General features: G+C 68.6%; 18 protein-coding genes and 1 tRNA gene. 2 read left to right on the plus strand and 17 right to left on the minus strand.

Going from position 1 to position 15,978, the window contains the following annotated elements:
- Positions 1 to 33: 33 nt before the first annotated feature.
- The 15 genes from ACYQ1K_RS14230 to ACYQ1K_RS14300 all read right to left on the minus strand — a co-directional run bounded on the left by ACYQ1K_RS14230 (position 34) and on the right by ACYQ1K_RS14300 (position 13,655).
- Complete coding sequence (locus tag ACYQ1K_RS14230) at positions 34 to 1,068, minus strand: adenine-specific methyltransferase EcoRI family protein (RefSeq protein WP_459983698.1); 1,035 nt, start codon at positions 1,066 to 1,068, stop codon at positions 34 to 36.
- Positions 1,069 to 1,293: 225 nt separating this feature from the next.
- Positions 1,294 to 2,172 (minus strand): hypothetical protein, encoded by an 879-nt coding sequence (locus ACYQ1K_RS14235; RefSeq protein ID WP_459983700.1) that lies wholly within the window; start codon positions 2,170 to 2,172, stop codon positions 1,294 to 1,296.
- Positions 2,166 to 2,732: a hypothetical protein gene (locus ACYQ1K_RS14240; protein ID WP_459983702.1), complete on the minus strand. Its 567-nt coding sequence runs from the start codon at positions 2,730 to 2,732 to the stop codon at positions 2,166 to 2,168. Before ACYQ1K_RS14240 ends, ACYQ1K_RS14235 begins: the two co-directional genes overlap by 7 nt.
- Positions 2,729 to 3,004 (minus strand): hypothetical protein, encoded by a 276-nt coding sequence (locus tag ACYQ1K_RS14245; RefSeq protein WP_459983704.1) that lies wholly within the window; start codon positions 3,002 to 3,004, stop codon positions 2,729 to 2,731. Before ACYQ1K_RS14245 ends, ACYQ1K_RS14240 begins: the two co-directional genes overlap by 4 nt.
- A 23-nt stretch (positions 3,005 to 3,027) precedes the next feature.
- Positions 3,028 to 6,258: a LysM peptidoglycan-binding domain-containing protein gene (locus ACYQ1K_RS14250; protein ID WP_459983706.1), complete on the minus strand. Its 3,231-nt coding sequence runs from the start codon at positions 6,256 to 6,258 to the stop codon at positions 3,028 to 3,030.
- Positions 6,255 to 6,704 carry a TadE/TadG family type IV pilus assembly protein gene (locus ACYQ1K_RS14255; RefSeq protein WP_459983708.1) on the minus strand — a complete coding sequence of 150 codons (450 nt, stop codon included), beginning with the start codon at positions 6,702 to 6,704 and terminating at the stop codon, positions 6,255 to 6,257. Before ACYQ1K_RS14255 ends, ACYQ1K_RS14250 begins: the two co-directional genes overlap by 4 nt.
- Positions 6,704 to 7,153, minus strand: a complete 450-nt coding sequence (locus ACYQ1K_RS14260; protein ID WP_459983710.1) for a TadE/TadG family type IV pilus assembly protein — start codon at positions 7,151 to 7,153, stop codon at positions 6,704 to 6,706. The genes ACYQ1K_RS14255 and ACYQ1K_RS14260 overlap by 1 nt, the downstream gene beginning before the upstream one ends.
- Complete coding sequence (locus ACYQ1K_RS14265; RefSeq protein WP_459983713.1) at positions 7,150 to 7,548, minus strand: TadE/TadG family type IV pilus assembly protein; 399 nt, start codon at positions 7,546 to 7,548, stop codon at positions 7,150 to 7,152. Before ACYQ1K_RS14265 ends, ACYQ1K_RS14260 begins: the two co-directional genes overlap by 4 nt.
- A gap of 17 nt (positions 7,549 to 7,565) precedes the next feature.
- Complete coding sequence (locus tag ACYQ1K_RS14270) at positions 7,566 to 7,769, minus strand: hypothetical protein (protein WP_056890682.1); 204 nt, start codon at positions 7,767 to 7,769, stop codon at positions 7,566 to 7,568.
- Positions 7,770 to 7,840: 71 nt separating this feature from the next.
- Positions 7,841 to 8,755, minus strand: coding sequence for a type II secretion system F family protein (locus ACYQ1K_RS14275; RefSeq protein WP_459983714.1), 915 nt, complete (start codon positions 8,753 to 8,755; stop codon positions 7,841 to 7,843).
- On the minus strand, positions 8,752 to 9,684 hold the full coding sequence (locus ACYQ1K_RS14280) for a type II secretion system F family protein (protein ID WP_459983716.1): 933 nt from the start codon (positions 9,682 to 9,684) through the stop codon (positions 8,752 to 8,754). Before ACYQ1K_RS14280 ends, ACYQ1K_RS14275 begins: the two co-directional genes overlap by 4 nt.
- A complete protein-coding gene (locus ACYQ1K_RS14285) occupies positions 9,681 to 11,354 on the minus strand; it encodes a TadA family conjugal transfer-associated ATPase (protein ID WP_459983717.1) in 1,674 nt (557 codons plus the stop codon). Before ACYQ1K_RS14285 ends, ACYQ1K_RS14280 begins: the two co-directional genes overlap by 4 nt.
- Complete coding sequence (locus ACYQ1K_RS14290; RefSeq protein WP_459983718.1) at positions 11,351 to 12,190, minus strand: CpaE/TadZ family protein; 840 nt, start codon at positions 12,188 to 12,190, stop codon at positions 11,351 to 11,353. Before ACYQ1K_RS14290 ends, ACYQ1K_RS14285 begins: the two co-directional genes overlap by 4 nt.
- Before the next feature lie 3 nt (positions 12,191 to 12,193).
- Positions 12,194 to 12,766: an SAF domain-containing protein gene (locus ACYQ1K_RS14295; protein ID WP_459983720.1), complete on the minus strand. Its 573-nt coding sequence runs from the start codon at positions 12,764 to 12,766 to the stop codon at positions 12,194 to 12,196.
- Between the two features lie 442 nt (positions 12,767 to 13,208).
- Positions 13,209 to 13,655, minus strand: coding sequence for a helix-turn-helix domain-containing protein (locus ACYQ1K_RS14300; protein ID WP_459983722.1), 447 nt, complete (start codon positions 13,653 to 13,655; stop codon positions 13,209 to 13,211).
- Positions 13,656 to 13,856: 201 nt separating this feature from the next.
- On the opposite strand from ACYQ1K_RS14300, the gene ACYQ1K_RS14305 reads away from it, so the two are divergent.
- Both ACYQ1K_RS14305 and ACYQ1K_RS14310 read left to right on the plus strand, forming a co-directional pair.
- Entirely contained in the window at positions 13,857 to 14,099 is a 243-nt protein-coding gene (locus ACYQ1K_RS14305) for a DNA-binding protein (protein WP_179648632.1), read from the plus strand.
- Positions 14,042 to 14,353: a helix-turn-helix domain-containing protein gene (locus tag ACYQ1K_RS14310; protein ID WP_459983724.1), complete on the plus strand. Its 312-nt coding sequence runs from the start codon at positions 14,042 to 14,044 to the stop codon at positions 14,351 to 14,353. The genes ACYQ1K_RS14305 and ACYQ1K_RS14310 overlap by 58 nt, the downstream gene beginning before the upstream one ends.
- Positions 14,354 to 14,422: 69 nt before the next feature.
- Here ACYQ1K_RS14310 and ACYQ1K_RS14315 read toward each other — a convergent pair whose 3' ends face one another.
- Together ACYQ1K_RS14315 and ACYQ1K_RS14320 are read right to left on the minus strand one after the other, a co-directional pair.
- Positions 14,423 to 15,781 carry a tyrosine-type recombinase/integrase gene (locus tag ACYQ1K_RS14315; RefSeq protein WP_459983726.1) on the minus strand — a complete coding sequence of 453 codons (1,359 nt, stop codon included), beginning with the start codon at positions 15,779 to 15,781 and terminating at the stop codon, positions 14,423 to 14,425.
- A 108-nt stretch (positions 15,782 to 15,889) separates the two neighbouring features.
- A tRNA-Leu gene (locus ACYQ1K_RS14320) sits at positions 15,890 to 15,973 on the minus strand.
- Positions 15,974 to 15,978: the final 5 nt, after the last annotated feature.

The raw sequence follows: 15,978 nt of genomic DNA on the forward strand, positions 1-15,978 counted from the left end.
GGCTACCTCTCTGCTGCCGCGCGCCCTTGGCAATCACAGCTGCTTGTTCCTGATGACGATCCGGTCGTACATCCGACGATAGGTGCCATCGCCGTTCGGCAGGTAAAACCGTGGCCCACCCTGCATGAACGTGCCCTTCTCAGCGATCTGGGACATGGGGCGACCAAGTGTCTTGCTGGAGCCCAGGATGTCGAACTGGTCCGGGTTGTACTTGTCCAGGAACGTGATCGGCACGCCCATCGGCCCAGCGTAGTCGACCGGGATGTGCATGGTCTTGCTGACGTCGATGGCTTCGAAGTTCGCGTACTTCGGGTAGGCGGCTGGGTTGTAGGTCATCCGCAGGTCCAGCTCCTCGTGCCGACCCGGGTATTCGAGGTTGGTGAACCAGCGGACGCCCTTCACGCGGACGTACTTGTTCCCTGCTTCGTCGATGCGAGACCCAGCAGCTGTGATCGGGTAATCGTTCGGGACGCGGAACTCACGGTCGCCGCTGCGGATGCTTGGTCCGTACCAGACTTGGTCGTTCTGGAACAGCGGGAAGATCTCCTTGTAGGTCAAGGCGTTCATGTTCCCAATGATCAAGAACTGCTTCTCGTGCTCGACGAGCTGGGCAACGTACTCGCGAAAGAGCGAGAAGGGCGGGTTCGTCACGACGATGTCGGCCTGCTTGAGCAGAGCGACGCTCTCGGCGCTGCGGAAATCACCGTCGCCGTCAAGCGGCTGCACGCCGATCTCATCGACGTCAGGGACGCCATTGCCGTTCTTGTCGCCGGTGTATTCGAGATAAACGGCCTGCTCAGACTCGTCGCATCCGAACTGGGTGGCGTCTTGGCTGCGGTAGCAGGTCGCGATGAGCTTCTTCAGCCCGAGCTTCTCGAAGTTGGTCGCGAAGTAGCGGAAGAAGTTGCTGGCTCGCGGGTCATCGCAGTTGCAGTAGACGACCTTGCCCTCAAAGTGGGCCGTGTAGTGCTGCAGCTCGAGCGCGATGTCGCTGAAGGACGTGTAGAACTCATCCTTCTTCGCCCGCTTAGCTTCTCGAAACTCTCGGTTCCGGGTGGTGACCGTCATCTCTCTCCTCGTCAAGCTCCCGGGTACCCCTTGCTCCAGAGCGATGGACCAAACCTAGTCGAGCGATCCGACCTGGCAGACCAGGCGCGCCGTGATCGACTGTGCCCACCGCCTCCGGACAACGTCCGCCTCTAGCGGTACCCGGAGGCATGTCAGGGGCGACCGACAGGTGCTCAGTCGCCTCCTGCTGCCCTGCTGACTTCAACTAGAACGGGCTGGTGGTCGTCACTGGGTGAGCACCTGGGCCTCCCCGATGCGGATCGGGAGCGGCTCGGTGGTCAGGTCGAACTCGATGGTTCCGGACTGGCCACCACCGGTCCACTCGACCACCCAGTGGCTGGTCGCAGTGACCTGGTACGCACCGTCGGGCTGGTCGCTCGACATCTTCGCGTAGCGGTGTCCGCAGGTCGGGGAGGCCTGCTTCCCATAGTGATCGGCGTACGGCGTGCCCTTGCCCGTGCAGTTGACCTTCTTCCCGTCACCCATGTTCCACACGATGCTGGAGACGTTCGCCGTTGCGCTGACCGAGACCGTTCCTTCGGCCGCGGACGCAGTGATCGGCCCGAAGGTGACGTCGGTCGGCTGGTCGACCCACATCCACACCGGCAGGCCGACCAAGCCGGCGCGGCTAGCTCCCGACTCGGGAACGATGCCGATCTCGATCGGGTCCAGGTTCATCGAGGCGATCGCGCGCTCGGCGAGGACCACCGGGTCGATTCCGACTTCGCCGGTCAAGATCCACATGTACTCCCACGACGACCCCGGCGGCGGGAAGTAGCAGACGTGCCACCAGCCGTCTTCCTTGGTCTGGCCCTCAGGCGGGGCCATGTCGTCCGGGCCCTTCTCCCCGATCCAGCACGCGTACTTGCTGCTCCAGACCGACCCTTCCGGGCCGGTGCAGGGGATCTCTTTCCCGTCGTACTTGCAGGTCGAGGAGCCGCCGGTCTGGCCACCGCCGTCGTCGCCACCGTTGCCCTCTTCGCACACGACTTCGCCAGTCTCTTCGTCGACGTTGCAGTCAGCGATCGCAGAAGGCGCCACGGCGATCACGACTACGAACGACGCGCCCAGCATCGCCAGTAGCGCAAGGAGGCGCCTCAGCATGACTGGTCCCAGAGCAGATCGGATTCGGACACCTTCCATGTGCCCTTGTCCTTGATCAACGTGTACTTCACGGGCGCCGGGTTGCGAAGAGGGTTGCCGTCCGGTGCCTTGTAGTCGGGCGTGCGGACCTTGCCCTTGACCTTCACGGTGACTCCGGTGCGGTCCTCGCAGTCCGTGATCTCGATCGAGCTGCCGCGGTCGCGCGGCTCCCCGAGCGTGTGGACGTACTTACCGGTCTTGGTGACGTCAGCCATTGTCATGTCCACGACCGCCTCCTGCAGTTCGAGGAACTCCCCTCCGGTCGCGACGGGGTTGAGGGTCTTGAAGTCGATGGTCCGCTTCTCATAGGCAACATCGCGGACCTCGAGGTAGGTCTGCAGCTGGGCTGCGGCCTTCTCCTCGGGTGTCTTCGGCGTGGGTGAGGCGCTGGTGGGCGTCTCGCTCGGTGTCGCGGTGGGCGTGTCGGTGGCGTCGGGATCGGTGCCGTCGTCCGAGCAGCCCGTGAGGGTCAGGGCCAGGGCGAGGGCCACTCCCCCGAGTGCGGAGTGGTGCTTCCTCATGCGGTGTCTCCTCCTGTGTTGGGCGGGGCCATGACTGAGCGTTGGCTGACGTCGTTGGCGATGTGCTCGAGGTGTTCTTCGGCGGCGTCTACGAGCTCGGCCAGCGAGCCGTTGTCGGCGGGGTCGATGCCGAACTTCTTGTCGGCGTTGTAGAGCGCGCGGACGGTGTCTCGCACGAAGACGGCCCGGGCGACGCGTCGGGCGTCGAGGTCGGGGCGATCTCCGCCGGCCGCGACGTAGCGGCCGGTGAGCTCCTGGTCGAACGTGGTCATGTGCTGGGCGCTCCCTTCCCGAGTCAGCTCGCGAGCCAGCCGTGGGTACTGATGATGGTCTTCGTACGCTCCGACAGTTCCAGCGGGGCGTCGCCGTCGTCGGACCGGTTGCAGATCTCCTCGCGGAGGATCCGGTCGGCCTCGAGCTGGTCGCCTTCGGCCTTCATGACGTGTGCCAGGCAAAGGCGGGTGCTCTCGCCGTCGGGGTCGGCCCGGTTGGCGACGTAGGCGGCGGAGCGGGCCTTGACCAGGTCGCCGGCGGCGAGGGCCTCGGTGACGACGATGAGGGCGACGTCGGCGATCCAGCCGGACGCCATGAGGTCGACGCGGTCGGGCTCGTTGACGAGCCAAGACCATCCCTCTTCACGCAGTTGGCTGAACGGCTTGGCTTCGCCGACGAGCTCGAGCGCGGTGCACAGGTCGGTGACGCCTTCGGCGCCGCCCCGGGCCTGCCCGCGCTTGCGCAGTCGGAGGAACAGGTGGAGGTCGACCAGGAGGCCGTCGTCGACCTGGTAGACGTTGACGCCGCGGAGCTTGGTGGCGGGGGCCTTGTCGGCGTGGGGCAGGTGGGGCTCGGCGGTGCTGGGGTTGGTGCCCAGCCACTCGCGGACGGTGTTGGTGTAGTCGCGCACCTTGCCGGGGGTGATGCCGAAGGCCTCGCCGATCTCCTCGCGGGTGGCGCCGTGCTTGCGGTGCAGTGCCAGGTACGCGAGCAGCTCGGTGAAGTAGGGCTTGCGCTTGGCCAGGGCCTTGCCGTGGGTTCGAGCGGTGACCGGGCCGAGCAGGCTGAGCCGGGGACGGGCGCAGTCGGTGGAGAACCAGTCGGCGATGTCCTGGTCGAGGGTGGGGTCGCTCTGCTCGACCTCGGCGCGGACGTGCTCGGGGACCTTCGGCGCGAGCGTCTCGAGGTCCTCCTGGACGATCGCGCTCTGCCTGATGTAGTCCTCGTCGTCGCCCTCGAGGAGGGAGGACAGGGGTTCGTCGACGGCGTCGGCGGGGGTGTTGCGCGGCAGGGTGTACTCGCGGCGCAGTGCCCCGGACTGGTCGGTGTAGGCCTCCCAGCCGTCGGTGGCGGTCTCGTCGACCGGCACGGGGACGTCCTCGGCGACCTCGCTCTGTGCGTAGACGAGGGCGCAGCCGCGGGCTTCGTCGCTGGTGAGGCCGACGGCGATGAGGTTGAGGCCGGCGTGCTCGAGGACGACGCGGCCGGTGTTCGTCATGTGCAGGACAGCGCCGGGCGTGTTGGGGCGTTCGCCGGCAACGACGATGGAGGTCGCGGACTGCCCGACGTGGTCGTTGACCAGCTGCAGCAGCTGCTCGAGGTCCTCGGGGTCTCCGGTGGCCGCGTCGAGCAGCAGCATCCGGGCCGGCCAGGTGTCGTCGTCGACGCTGCCGGTGCGGGCGGTGGACGCGTCGGTGTCGTGTCGCTTGGCCCGGTCGACGGTGGTGACGGCGGCAGCGAGGACCTCCGCGGCCGCGGGCGACCCGGCTGCTCCGGTCGGGTAGTAGCTGATCCGCTCGTCCATGGCGACGGCTTCCTCAGCCACACCGATGCAGTCGACCTGCACGCGCCGCGACCACGGGTTGACAGCCAGCTGCGCGGCGAGGTGGCGGGCGAAGTCCCGGCCGAAGGTGGGGTCGCCGCTGATGGTGAGGGTGGACAGCTCCTCGCAGTTGAGCAGCCACGTCTCGCCGGTGTCGCTCATCCCGATGGTGGCCAGGAGCGGGTAGGGCGGCTCGACATTGCCGGTGTCGGGGCCGAGGTCGTCGGCGTCGGTGTCGGTGGTGACGTGCCAGTGGGTCTGGTCGGGGCTGCCCGCCCAGGGCGCCGGGACGGCGGCCGGGGCGCTCAGGTGCAGGGTCAGCTTGCCGTTCGCGAGCTCGACGGCAGCGAGCGGCGGCATCGTGGTGCCCTGCGCGCCGACGGCGGCCGCGAGACGGCGCAGCGCCTCGTCGGCGAACTCCACGGTGGCCGCGGCCGCAGCGCCGGTGGCGTTGAGGGTCATCTCGACCGGTGCGAGCTCCGGAGGCGGCGCGGCGATCGCGCGACCGGGCTGCCGGTTCCGGTAGCCGGCACGGCGGCGGGACCGCAGGGCCATGAGCAGGGCACCGGACAGCAGGACGCCCCCGCCGGTCAGACCGGCGAGGACCCACGGCGCGTCGAGGATCGAGTCGTCGGCGTCGTCGACCTGGTCGACGTCCGCAGCCGGGGCCGCTGGCTCCTCGGCCTGGGGCGGGGCGACGTCCGGCGCGGCGGTCTCGGGCACCTCGGACTCCGGGACGACCGGGGGCTCTTCCTGGGCCGGCGGGTCGACCGACGGGTTCTCCTCGGCCGGTGGGTCGACCGGCTGCTGGTCTTCGTGGCTGGCTGGGGTCTCGGCTCCGGGGATGTTGAGCCTCCAGCCGATGTCGATGACGTCGGGGTCGGTCAGCTGGGCTCCGCCGGGCTGGGTGATGTCGGTGGAGGCCTGGTAGATCTCGGGCCAGCGGTCGGCGTCGCCGAGCTGTTCCTGGGCGATCTCGCTGAGGGTGTCGCCGGGCTGTACGCCGTACTGATGCGCGGGGGCGTCCTTCGCCTGGGGTGCGGGCAGCTTGAGGACCCAGCCGGGCTCGAGGAAGCTCGGCTGCGCGCCGAGGAGATCGCGGTTGAGCTCGGCGATCTCCTTGTACCGGGCGCCGTCGCCGAAGTGGTCCTCGGCGATCGACCACAGGCTCTCCCCCGGCTTCACGGCGTGGTCGACGGTCTTGTGCTGGCGCTCCCGCTTGGTCTCGACCTTGACGTCCTGGTGGGCGGGCGCCTGGTCGACGGCGCCGGCGGTGACGTGTCCCACGGCCACCGGGGCCGCGGCGGCCGGGGCTGCCGTGGTTGCCTGCGCGGCGATGGGGGCGGCGATGAACAGCAGCGCGGCCAGGCCGATCAGGCTGCGTGCGCCGCTCTGAGGGAGTCGAAGGCCGGGCAGCTGGGGCGCCTGGACCTTGCGGAGCCGGGCGATGGTCTCCACGACCAGGCTCAGTGCCATGAAGGCCCACGCGGCCCAGCCGATCACCTTGAACAGGCCGAGGACGAGCGTGCCGTCGTCGGGCGCCAGGAGCGCGTTCCTGATGCCGTCCAGGGTCGGCGCCTGGTCCGGGATCGGGCTGGCGCCGATCGCGAGGAACAGTGCGGGCAGCCCGAGGACGATGCCGAGCACGGCAAGCGCCGCGGCGAGGCCGGTGAGTCGCTGGCCCAGGGTGGGATGGGTGGGCGTAGTCATCTCTCGATGCCTCCTTCGGCGCGGATGAGCCGCGCGGACGCCTCCCCGGTGACCTGCATGGAGTCCAGGCCGATGATCCCGAGGAACTTGCTGGTGTAGGTGTCGGTGGTGGTGACGATCAGGGTGTCGCCGTCGACGACGCGCGCCGTCCCTTCCACGCCGGCGGCGTGGAGGTAGTCCAAGGCAGCTGCCTTGGCGGCGTTGATGTCGACGTGGAGGTCCTCGCCGCGCACCGCGGTCGAGCCCTGGACCTCCTGAGCGCCGGTGCGAGCGGCCTGGGATGCCGCGCTGCGGGCCTGCTGCTGGGTGTGGACCTTGCCGCCGAGGTCGACGGCCATCCCGACGAGGATGATCATCGCGAACGACGCGGTGGCGAACCAGACGCTGATGGAGCCGCGCTCATCGCGCGAGCGCCGCGGCGTGAGGCTTCGGATGCGGTGGCTCATCATCGGCGCTCCCGGTAGGCGTCGACGGGGCTGCTCGCGGTGGCGGTGATGGTGCGGGTGCCGGGGAGGCCGGGGATGCTCAGGTCTGCGACGTCGACCTTGCAGGTCACGGTGGCGGTGACCTGGCCGGTGGTTCCCAGCGGGGCGTTGAACGCCGCGGCGTTGACCGTGATGTTGGTGGTCGTGCACTGCAGGCCCTGGTCGCTCAGGCTGCTGGTGGCCGCGGACTTCCCGGAGCTGATCGCCTCGCTCTGGGTGCGCTCGATCGAGGCCGCGCGGGCTGCCTCGTAGGCGGCTGCGTCCACTGCCTGGTTGGCGATCTCCACGCGGCCGCCGAGGATGATCATCGCCACGAAAAGGCCGAAGGCCGGGACGCCGATCGCGGCCTCGATGGCCACCGATCCGCGCTCGTCCCGGCGCCGTGCACTCCGCTTCGTCTGCCTGGTCATTCGGTCAGCCTTTCGACCGGGACGCTGGCGCTCTGGGTGACGGTGACGTGCCAGCCGGGGATCACGCTCATGGACTGGCCGGTGACGGTGATCGTGGCGGTGGTCGTGGTCCGTGATCCGGAGACGCTGGTCGAGGTCATCACGTCGGCGCCGCCGGCGTCCTGGAGGAACGTGTTCGCCGTGGCCACGCCTGCGTCGCGGGTGCCGGTCTCGCTGCCTGCCTCGCGGGCGCCCTCTTGCGCGGCCGCGAGCGCTACCTGCTTCGCGTGGTAGTACAGGGCGCCCTGGAGGCCGAGGAACATCAGCAGGAAGAGCGCGGGCATCAGGAAGACCATCTGGATGGTCACTGACCCGCGCTCGTCCCGGCTGCGGCGGCGGTGGAGGCTGGCGAACATGGCGAGATCGGTCCCGGCTACTTGATCTTGGCGGACTCGCTGGTCACGAAGAACTTGATGGCCGCGACGACGATGCCGACGATGACGATCACGGCGCCGGCCCAGATGACCTGCTCGATCGTGACGGAGCCACGCTCGTCGCGCTGCCTGGTGACGCGGTCCTCGAGGGAGGCGAGCGTGGTCAGCGCCGCCAGCTGGAGGGCGATGAAGAGCTTCAACATCGGGGTTCTTCCTTCCTGTTCGGGTGTTGCGGTCTGGGTGACCGGGGTTCTTGCGGTCGGTGTTAGGTCGGTCAGGTGGTGAAGCGGAGCATCGAGGGGGCGACGAGGATCGCCATGAAGACGACGCCAAGCAGGCTGGCGGGGATGTACATGCGCTCGGAGGTGGCGTTGGCCTTGCCGATCTCGGCGCTGAGCATCGCCGAGCGGAGGGCGGCTGCGCGGGCCCGGAGGTTGTTGTAGATCTGGGCTCCGTCCTGGCCGGACTGCTGCATGATGTCGGCGAGGTCGTCGAGCTCGGGGACGCCGAGCTCGTCGGCCAGACCGTGCAGCGAGTCCCAGGGGGCGCGGGTCATGTAACGGGCGCGGCGCAGCTCGCTCTCGATCCGCTTGAAGACCCAGGTGTCGCCGACCTCGGCCGCCTGGCGCAGCGCCTGCTGGCCGCTGGAGCCGTCGCGTACCCCGGTGGCGACCATGTCGATGTAGGCGCCCAGGGCTCGGCTGAACTCGATGCGGGCCTTCTTGGCGTCGTCGGCGGCGTTGTAGTTGGGCATGAACCAGAACAAGGCTGCCAGGGCCAGCGAGCCGAGCGTCGGAATGGCGAACGGCAGCGGAAGGCCGATCAGAGTGAAGAAGGCGGCCAGCAGCGGCGGCATGATCAGGCCGAGCAGTGCCCAGACGACCTTCTCGCCGTAGAACCGGGTCTCGCTGATCTGCAGGAGCGCCAGGTCCTTGCGGGGTGTGTGTGCCCAGGCGCCGCCGGGCAGGTTCTTCATCGCCCACAGGCCGATCCGGTCGACGGCCGAACTGGTGTCGGTTGCGGCGTCGTCGAGGCCGGGAGTGTTGCGGCGGGGCACGACGTGGTCGGGCGAGAGGCGGTCCAGGGCGTCGACCAGATCAGGGTCGGACGGCGCGAGACGCCACACGAGCAGGGCGAGGGCCAGTCCGAGGAGGGCGCCGCTGGCGAGGGCGATCTGCAGGCCGGTCATGCGAGTGCTCCTTGGTTCTCGACCGGTGTCGTGCGTTGGGCGGCGCGGTGCGCGTTGCGGGCCGGAAGGTCGAGGAACCGCGGGAGCGGCTTGGCGACCGCCATCCGGCGCATCCACAGCAGCGTGGCCACGTAGGCCGAGAGCAGGACGGCGAGGATGACCTGGCCCAGCGGGGAGCCGTAGGGCTCGATGTAGTCGCCGGTGAAGGCGAGCATGCCGAGCACCCCGAGGGTGATCACGGTGACGGTGCGGGCGGTGGTGCGGGGCTTGGCCTGGTCGGCGGCGATCTGGCGGCGGGCACGCACATCGGAGGCGACGGTCTCGGCGAGGGCGTCCAGGGCCTTCGACAGACCGGCCTGGCCGCGGCCGCTGGCGGCCAGGATCAGCTGGCTGGCCACGACGTCGCCGGTGGAGTCGTTGAGGTCCTCGGCGAAGGCGCGCAGCACGTCCTCGGTGGTGGCGGTGTTGTTCCACAGCCGGGAGACCATCAGTCCGACCTCGCGCTCGATCGGCGCCGGCGCGGACTGCAGGGACTTGATGAGCGCCGAGCGCAGGGATTGGCCGGCGGTCAGCTTGCCTGAGAGGGACCGCGTCCACTCCTCGAGCGCCTCGAGCTTCTCGATGCTGGCGGCCGCCGGCGGGGGCGTGAGCAGCAGCGGGATACCGATGATCCCGGCCGGGACGAGCACGATCGCGATCACCCAGCCGGTCACCAGCGCGACCAGGAGGCCGGCCACGGCACCGCCAACCATCAGCATCCGGGTGCGCCGGTCGAGCCGGACGAACCAGTTCCCCAGCCGCCCGAACGGGGTGGCGGACCGGGCGGGCCGCGGCGGCTTGGGCGGTGCCGGGATCAGCGCGTAGACCATCCCGATCAGGCCGATGACGATGAGGGCGCCGAAGACGGCGGGCAGGAACGCGGTGCTCATGAGGTGGCCACCCCCGGGTTGGCCAGCGACTCGGCCTTGTACGCCTCGAGGTCGAACCCGTGCCGCGCCAGCTCCTGGGCGAGGAAGTTGTCGAGCTTGCCGGTCGCGACGGCCTGGCCGAGCTGGTTGGGCACGAAGATCGCGGTGGTGGCGTATCCCCTGGCGGCGTCGATGCTGGGCTGGACGACCAGGACCTCCTCGACCCAGCGCTGCTTGCGGAAGGTGCCGTCGGGATTGGCGACGACCTCCGAGCGCAGGTAGATCACGATGTCGATCGCGGCGGCGAGCTTGCTGATGGCCAGCTCGCGGGTGACCTGGGGGCCCTTCTCCATGGCGCAGGAGACGAGCTTCTCGATGGTGTGCTCGGCGCTGCGGGCGTGGGTGGTGCTGATCGAGCCCGGGCCGGACTCCATGGCCTTGAGCATGTTCCAGACCTCGGGGCCGCGGACCTCGCCGACGATCTGGCGTGCGAGGTTGAACCGGAAGGAGTGGTGGATGGCCTCCTCGAGGCTGAACTCACCGGCCTGGCGGCCGTCGATGCCGACCTCGCCGGATCCGGGGCGGTGCTCCCAGGCGTGGACGATCTTGTGCCGGTCGACGAGCTCGTGCAGGTGCAGCTCGAACTCGGTCTCGAAGGTGCCGATCATCTCCCACGGCGGGATGCACGAGCACAGGGCGCGGACCCAGGTGGTCTTGCCGCTGCCTTGGACGCCCGAGACGACGATGCTCTTGCCGGCGCGCACGCAGGCGGCGGCGAAGTCGGCCAGGACCGGGCTGCAGGCCTTGCGGTCGTAGACCATCTCGTCCATCGACACCTCGCGCATGCCGTGGCGCCGGATCACGACGGAGGTGTAGGCCATCACCCAGGAGCCGGCCGCGAGCCGCGCTCCCCCGGGCAGCCGGAGGTCCAGGTGCGGGCGGGCCTCGGTGAAGGGCCGGTTCTGCCGTGCGCCGAGGTCGGAGAGGAACTCGCGCAGCTCGTCCTCGGAGTCGGCGATCGGGGCGGCCTCGACCAGGGTTCCGTCGACCAGCTCCAGCCACACCGAGCAGACGGGGCCGCGGGCGATGATGATGATGTTCTCGACGTCCTCGCGCTCGACCAGGGGCTGCAGGCGGCCGAGTCCGAACAGGGCGGCGCGGAGGGCAGACTTGAGTGCCTTCTCCTGGCCGCTCGTCCATGGCGGCCGGCCGGTGGAGACCAGCGTCTCGGCCTCGGACTTGATGAACTCCTCGATAACGTCGAGGCCCATCTGCTCGCGGTCCTCCTCGGTGACCCGGCCACCTTCCTTGTCGAGCCGGGCGGTCAGTCGCGACGAGATCTCCGCGCGGTACTGCGCGATCAGCTCCCAGTCCAGCTCGACCTCGCCAGCCGCGCCGTGGATGTGGTCCTCCGCGGGCGTCACCAGCGGGCGCAGGCTGAACTCCGAGCGGGCGCGGCCGGGCGGCTGACCCTCGCCTTCGCTCGTCCAGGCGCCGGCGAAGATCGGCAGAGAGGTCGGGTCGTGGTCCTCGACGACCGGCGATGGAGGCGGCGTTGTGCCGTTGGTGCCGCGGCCGCGGGCGAACGGTGAGGTCTGCTCGCGGGTCGCGGCGTGGCGGGCCTCGAGCCACTCGTCGGCGCGCAGCGGGTCACGGCCTTTGGCTTCCGGGTGGTGTCCGTTGGTGCTCATGCGCGGCCTCCGTTCGTGGGAGCGAGGGCGGCCTGGTTGGCGCCGAGGATGGAACCGATCGCCGCGGCGCTGGCCCGGTAGCCGCGCAGCAGTCCGGAGGACTCGAACTTGCGGGGCTTGCGGGCGCCGTGGGAGTAGACCTCGGCCGCCTCTGGCTCCCAGTCCACGGAGGCGACCACGGGGATCTGCAGGGCCTTGGCGATGTGGCGGGCGGTGTAGGGCCGGACGCGGGCTCCGGTGGGAACCGTGGGCCAGCGGCGCTCCTCGTCGACGAGGAGGACCCCGAGACGAGACAGGCCACCGACCGCGGCGAACTGTCCCCGCAGGGTCTTGGCCCAGCTGGTGGCGCCGGCCAGTGCCGGGAGCGAGCTGCGGGTGACGAGCAGGGTCAGGTCGGAGGCGGCGATGAGCGGCTGGGGCCAGCCGGCGAGGCCGAGCCGGCCGGCGTCGACGATGACGTCCTGGCCGTTGCGCTCGAGGGCGCGCAGTTGCTCGGTGAGCGGATCCCACAGGGGCAGCAGGCTGGGTGCCTGCTCGTGGGCCCGGATGCCGGGCAGGAACCAGGCCGAGCGCTCGGCCGGCGCTTCGGGGTCCAGCAGCAGCGTCTCGCGGGGCAGTGCGTCGGCCAGTCCTCCCTCGCGAAGCGAGAGGGCGAGGTTGATCAGGCCGCCGGTCGGCTCCTGGGTGCCGTGGAAGTAGCCGGCGAAGACCGAAGAGGATCCGGTCGGGTCGGCGTCGACCAGGAGCACGGGTCGGTGCCAGTTGAGGGTGAGCCCGAGCGCCGTGGTGGACACGCCGGGGGAACCGCTCGCGGAGGCCAGGACGATCAGCGTCATGCCTCAGCGCTCCCGGGCGTCCAGGACGAGCGCGACCCGTCCGGTGGCGGCGCGGGCCGCAAGGTCGGCGGCCTCGGCTTCGGGCACCGAGACGTCGACGACGGTCTCCCCCGTCTCCTCGACCCGGCTAACGCCAACGACGGTGGCCTCGATGGTGACCGGCTCCTTGTCGGTGATCTCGCCCTGGTCCCCGGGCGTCGTGACGATCCGGACGATGTCGCCGCCGTAGAGCGGCTCCGAGGGCATCTGGGCGGGAGTCAGGCTGATGCCCACCAGGGACTCCCCCTCCCCCGGCACCAGGTTGTCGGCCACGGCCTGCTCGGTGAGGAGGGTGCCGGCCCACAGGTCGACGGCGGCGCGGCTGCCCTCGAGCTGGGCCTTTTGGCTGCCGGGGACCGGGGTCAGCGCGGGATCCACGCTGACTCGGACGACGGCCAGGTCACCTACGTCGATGGTCTCGCCGCGCTTGATGTCGTTGGCGACGACGAGGACCTCCTGGGTGTCGTTGACCGAGGTGAAGGCGAACGAGGTGCCCAGCGCTCCGGCAGCGACCAATGCTGCACAGACTGCGAACACCCAACGCCTGCGGCGTCGTCGGAGCCGTGGGAAGTGGTTAACGGGCGGCGTCCCTGAGCTGTTCGCGGGCGCCTCGCCCGAGTGCTCTTGAGTGATGTTCATCGACATGGGTTCCCGAGTCCTCTCCTGTCTCGATCACCTACGTGTCAAGACGGGCTCGGAGCGGTCAACAGCAACCCAACTCGACACAAACACACTAGTGCATTTCTATCGACCTGACTGCTGTCCACAGGTGACCAGTTCCGAGATGTCATCGCCCGAGTCCTGACCGGGAGCGGTTGCGCGGTCAGTCCCCCCGATGGGACTGACGTGCTCTTCGCGCACCGAACGTCCGGATCCATGGGACCACAAATCATCCGGCTCTCCCGGAAGGACTTTTTCCTTGTGGATATCCGTCAAAACCTGGGGCGTGTGCCGACCGCGTCGGAACTCCGGCCTGCGGCTACTTCTCCGTTCCCCGCGCGCGCTGACGTTGAGCCTCATAGAAGGCGGCGTCAACGACATCAAGGGGCTGCTCTAGCGCGAGGGCGAGTTTGTCGAGCTGCTTGGACGCAGGGAGCCGAGCCCAGCGACCCTGTTCCCACGCGTAGTAGGTAGGCACAGCCACGTTCACGGCCGCTGCCAGCCTCGGCACCGTTAGCCCAGCCTGAAGTCGAAGTGCCCTGAGGTCGGGCATCTCGCCGTCAATGTGAATGAGACGAAGGGTCGGGATATCGAGGGCTCTTGCGAGTCTGACGAGGAAGTCCGGCCGGGGAACGGACGTGCCGAGCTCCCAGCGCGATACTCGCTCCCCGCCAGCAGCACCAACGAGACGTGCCAACTCGTGCTGAGTCAGGCCAGCCTTCTCGCGAGCAGCGCGCAGTTCTGAGGGGTCAAGGGCGGAGACCATCAGCGGCGAACTCTACCGCCCAGTGTCGTAGCGCGTGTCTGCTCGTCGGAAGGCGACTCAGACGACCAACGCACGATGGAGAGCTGCGATGCGACCGACGTACCCGGCGGTGTCGCTCTTCTAGCAAGTTGGCCGGATTTGATCGCCCCGGGGAGCTGCACGGACTTAGGAGACCGTCCGGACATTGAGAGGAGCGTTCTCGTGCAGCCCATCGAAATCCCTGCCGACTGGAATGGCAGCGCACTGCTGACCATCGACGAGTTCTGCAGTCTTGCTCGACTGCCGCAGGCGACGGTGCATGCCTGGCAATCACGAGGGTCTGGCCCGCGATTCTGGAGGTTCAACGGCAATGGGCGGCTCTATACGACGGTCGACGAGGTGCGGCGATGGATCGCTCCGTCGACCGTCGTCATGGACGTTCGAGAAACCGGGGGACGGCTGTGAGCGAGGCATCGAGCTGGCGTCCGCTGTTCACCATCGAGGAGGCGGCTACCTATCTCAACGTTCCGACAAGGTGGGTCGCGGATGCTGTTCGGGAGCGGAGGGTGCGATGCACACGAATCGGCAAGCATGTCCGTTTTCGCCCAGAGCACCTCGACGAACTGATCGAGGCGGGAGAGCAGCCAGTCTCCGCCTCACCCCACGCGCTGACTGCCGTCCGGCCGCCGGGATCCAACCGTCGCCGCTCAAAGCTCTGATCCGTGTGCGGTCCCGCGGCCGCGCCAGCTTGTGCAAGCTCGGGCCCGGTGAACTACAGCGGGTCGGCCTCAAGTGCCGACGCTCTTCTCGGCCAAAGGCGACAAGCGCTGGTCCGAAGCCGCCTTGGCGTGCTTCTTGGACTTCTTTCCCTTCGCCTTCGTTCCCGTGGACGACCCAGGGCTGGGGCGGATTGTCCCTCCGGTCAGCGCAGTGTCGATGATGCCGGAGATGAGTTCGTCACCGGCGGGAAGTAGATGGCCGTAGGTGTCGATCGTCGTCGTGATCGACTCATGCCCCAACCGTGCCTGGATGTGGGGCAATGGTGCACCGCCAGCGATCAACCACGCGACGTGGGTGTGCCGCAGGTCGTGAAACCTGAATCGACTGATGCCCTCGGCTTCGAGGGCCGTCATCAGCTTTCGCCACACGTGCGTGCTGAAGTCCCCGTTGTGCAGCGGGTATCCAGCGTTCGACACGAAGACGAAGTCGTCAGCTGCCTTGCCTCTGATCCGCTTGCGCAAGACGGCGACGAGCGCAGGCGAGATGGTGATCGTCCGGCGCGACTTGGTGGTCTTTGGTACGCCGAGGTGGTGATCGCGCATCGTGTGCTTGGCCTTCAACAGCTTGGCGAGCCACCCGGGCACGTCGGTTGCGTCGTCCTCTCCATTGCGCTTCCACGCCTTGTTGATTCGGATCGTGCGACGCTCGAGGTCCACGTCGGAGACCCAGAGAGCTCCGAGCTCGCCGAATCGCATGCCGGTGCCCACGGCGACGGTCAGTAGGTCGGCGTATGGTCCGGCCAGTTCGACAGCACGCTGCAGTTCTCGTTCGGTGAGGAAGCGCAGCTCAGGTCTTGACTGCTTCACCCTGGACATCCGTGGTGCCGTCCCGACGGCAGGGTTCGCAGACAGCCAACCGCGCTTGACGGCGTATCCGAAGACTCCGTAGATCAGGCCGTGATAGTTCGCCTTCGTCTTGAGTGACCGGTCCCAATCGATCAACCAATCCTTGAGGTCTGCCTCGGTGATTGCGGTCACCGGCTTTGTGAAGATCAGTGATCCTCGGATCCTGGTCTCTTCCAGCACGCGGAGGTGGCCCAGGTAGCGCTTGCGCTGGCCGGGCGAGAGGTCGACGATCTGGCGGACGTATTCCTCGCCGATGTCAACGAACCGCGGGGGCTCGGTTAGGGGGTCCGCCTCGCTGGCCGGTCGGACGAATCCCTCGCCCTTTACCCAGCCGGCCGGCCACCGCTGGCCAGCAGCGTCCACCATCTTCTTGAAGCCGTCGGCCCGTGCGAGGTTCTGTGCGTCGGTCCCGGCACTGAAGACCTCGAGCTGTATCGCACCGTCTCGGGTGCCTCCCAGACGCCACTTCACGCGCGCCGAGATCCCGCCGTCGGTGCGGTGTCGCTTCTCTATGTATGCCATGTCCAAACCTCTCCGAGTAGAGGCTGGTGCACCCTTCGTGCGCCCTTGGGCGATCAGGCTAACTCCGGAAATGAGTAAAGCCCCAGGTCATCCCCGGGGCTACTCACGTGCGCGAGGGGGGAGTTGAACCCCCACGCCCTTTCGGGCACACGGACCTGAACCGTGCGCGTCTGCCTATTCCGCCACTCGCGCGTGAA

It is taken from the genome of Nocardioides sp. AN3 (genome assembly GCF_054653495.1).

Excerpts from the sequence above, each read along its gene's own strand:
- ACYQ1K_RS14230 (WP_459983698.1), bottom strand. The coding sequence starts at position 1,068 with ATGACGGTCACCACCCGGAACCGAGAGTTTCGAGAAGCTAAGCGGGCG.
- ACYQ1K_RS14235 (WP_459983700.1), bottom strand. The coding sequence starts at position 2,172 with ATGCTGAGGCGCCTCCTTGCGCTACTGGCGATGCTGGGCGCGTCGTTC.
- ACYQ1K_RS14240 (WP_459983702.1), bottom strand. The coding sequence starts at position 2,732 with ATGAGGAAGCACCACTCCGCACTCGGGGGAGTGGCCCTCGCCCTGGCC.
- ACYQ1K_RS14245 (WP_459983704.1), bottom strand. The coding sequence starts at position 3,004 with ATGACCACGTTCGACCAGGAGCTCACCGGCCGCTACGTCGCGGCCGGC.
- ACYQ1K_RS14250 (WP_459983706.1), bottom strand. The coding sequence starts at position 6,258 with ATGACTACGCCCACCCATCCCACCCTGGGCCAGCGACTCACCGGCCTC.
- ACYQ1K_RS14255 (WP_459983708.1), bottom strand. The coding sequence starts at position 6,704 with ATGAGCCACCGCATCCGAAGCCTCACGCCGCGGCGCTCGCGCGATGAG.
- ACYQ1K_RS14260 (WP_459983710.1), bottom strand. The coding sequence starts at position 7,153 with ATGACCAGGCAGACGAAGCGGAGTGCACGGCGCCGGGACGAGCGCGGA.
- ACYQ1K_RS14265 (WP_459983713.1), bottom strand. The coding sequence starts at position 7,548 with ATGTTCGCCAGCCTCCACCGCCGCCGCAGCCGGGACGAGCGCGGGTCA.
- ACYQ1K_RS14270 (WP_056890682.1), bottom strand. The coding sequence starts at position 7,769 with ATGTTGAAGCTCTTCATCGCCCTCCAGCTGGCGGCGCTGACCACGCTC.
- ACYQ1K_RS14275 (WP_459983714.1), bottom strand. The coding sequence starts at position 8,755 with ATGACCGGCCTGCAGATCGCCCTCGCCAGCGGCGCCCTCCTCGGACTG.
- ACYQ1K_RS14280 (WP_459983716.1), bottom strand. The coding sequence starts at position 9,684 with ATGAGCACCGCGTTCCTGCCCGCCGTCTTCGGCGCCCTCATCGTCATC.
- ACYQ1K_RS14285 (WP_459983717.1), bottom strand. The coding sequence starts at position 11,354 with ATGAGCACCAACGGACACCACCCGGAAGCCAAAGGCCGTGACCCGCTG.
- ACYQ1K_RS14290 (WP_459983718.1), bottom strand. The coding sequence starts at position 12,190 with ATGACGCTGATCGTCCTGGCCTCCGCGAGCGGTTCCCCCGGCGTGTCC.
- ACYQ1K_RS14300 (WP_459983722.1), bottom strand. The coding sequence starts at position 13,655 with ATGGTCTCCGCCCTTGACCCCTCAGAACTGCGCGCTGCTCGCGAGAAG.
- ACYQ1K_RS14310 (WP_459983724.1), top strand. The coding sequence starts at position 14,042 with ATGGATCGCTCCGTCGACCGTCGTCATGGACGTTCGAGAAACCGGGGG.
- ACYQ1K_RS14315 (WP_459983726.1), bottom strand. The coding sequence starts at position 15,781 with ATGGCATACATAGAGAAGCGACACCGCACCGACGGCGGGATCTCGGCG.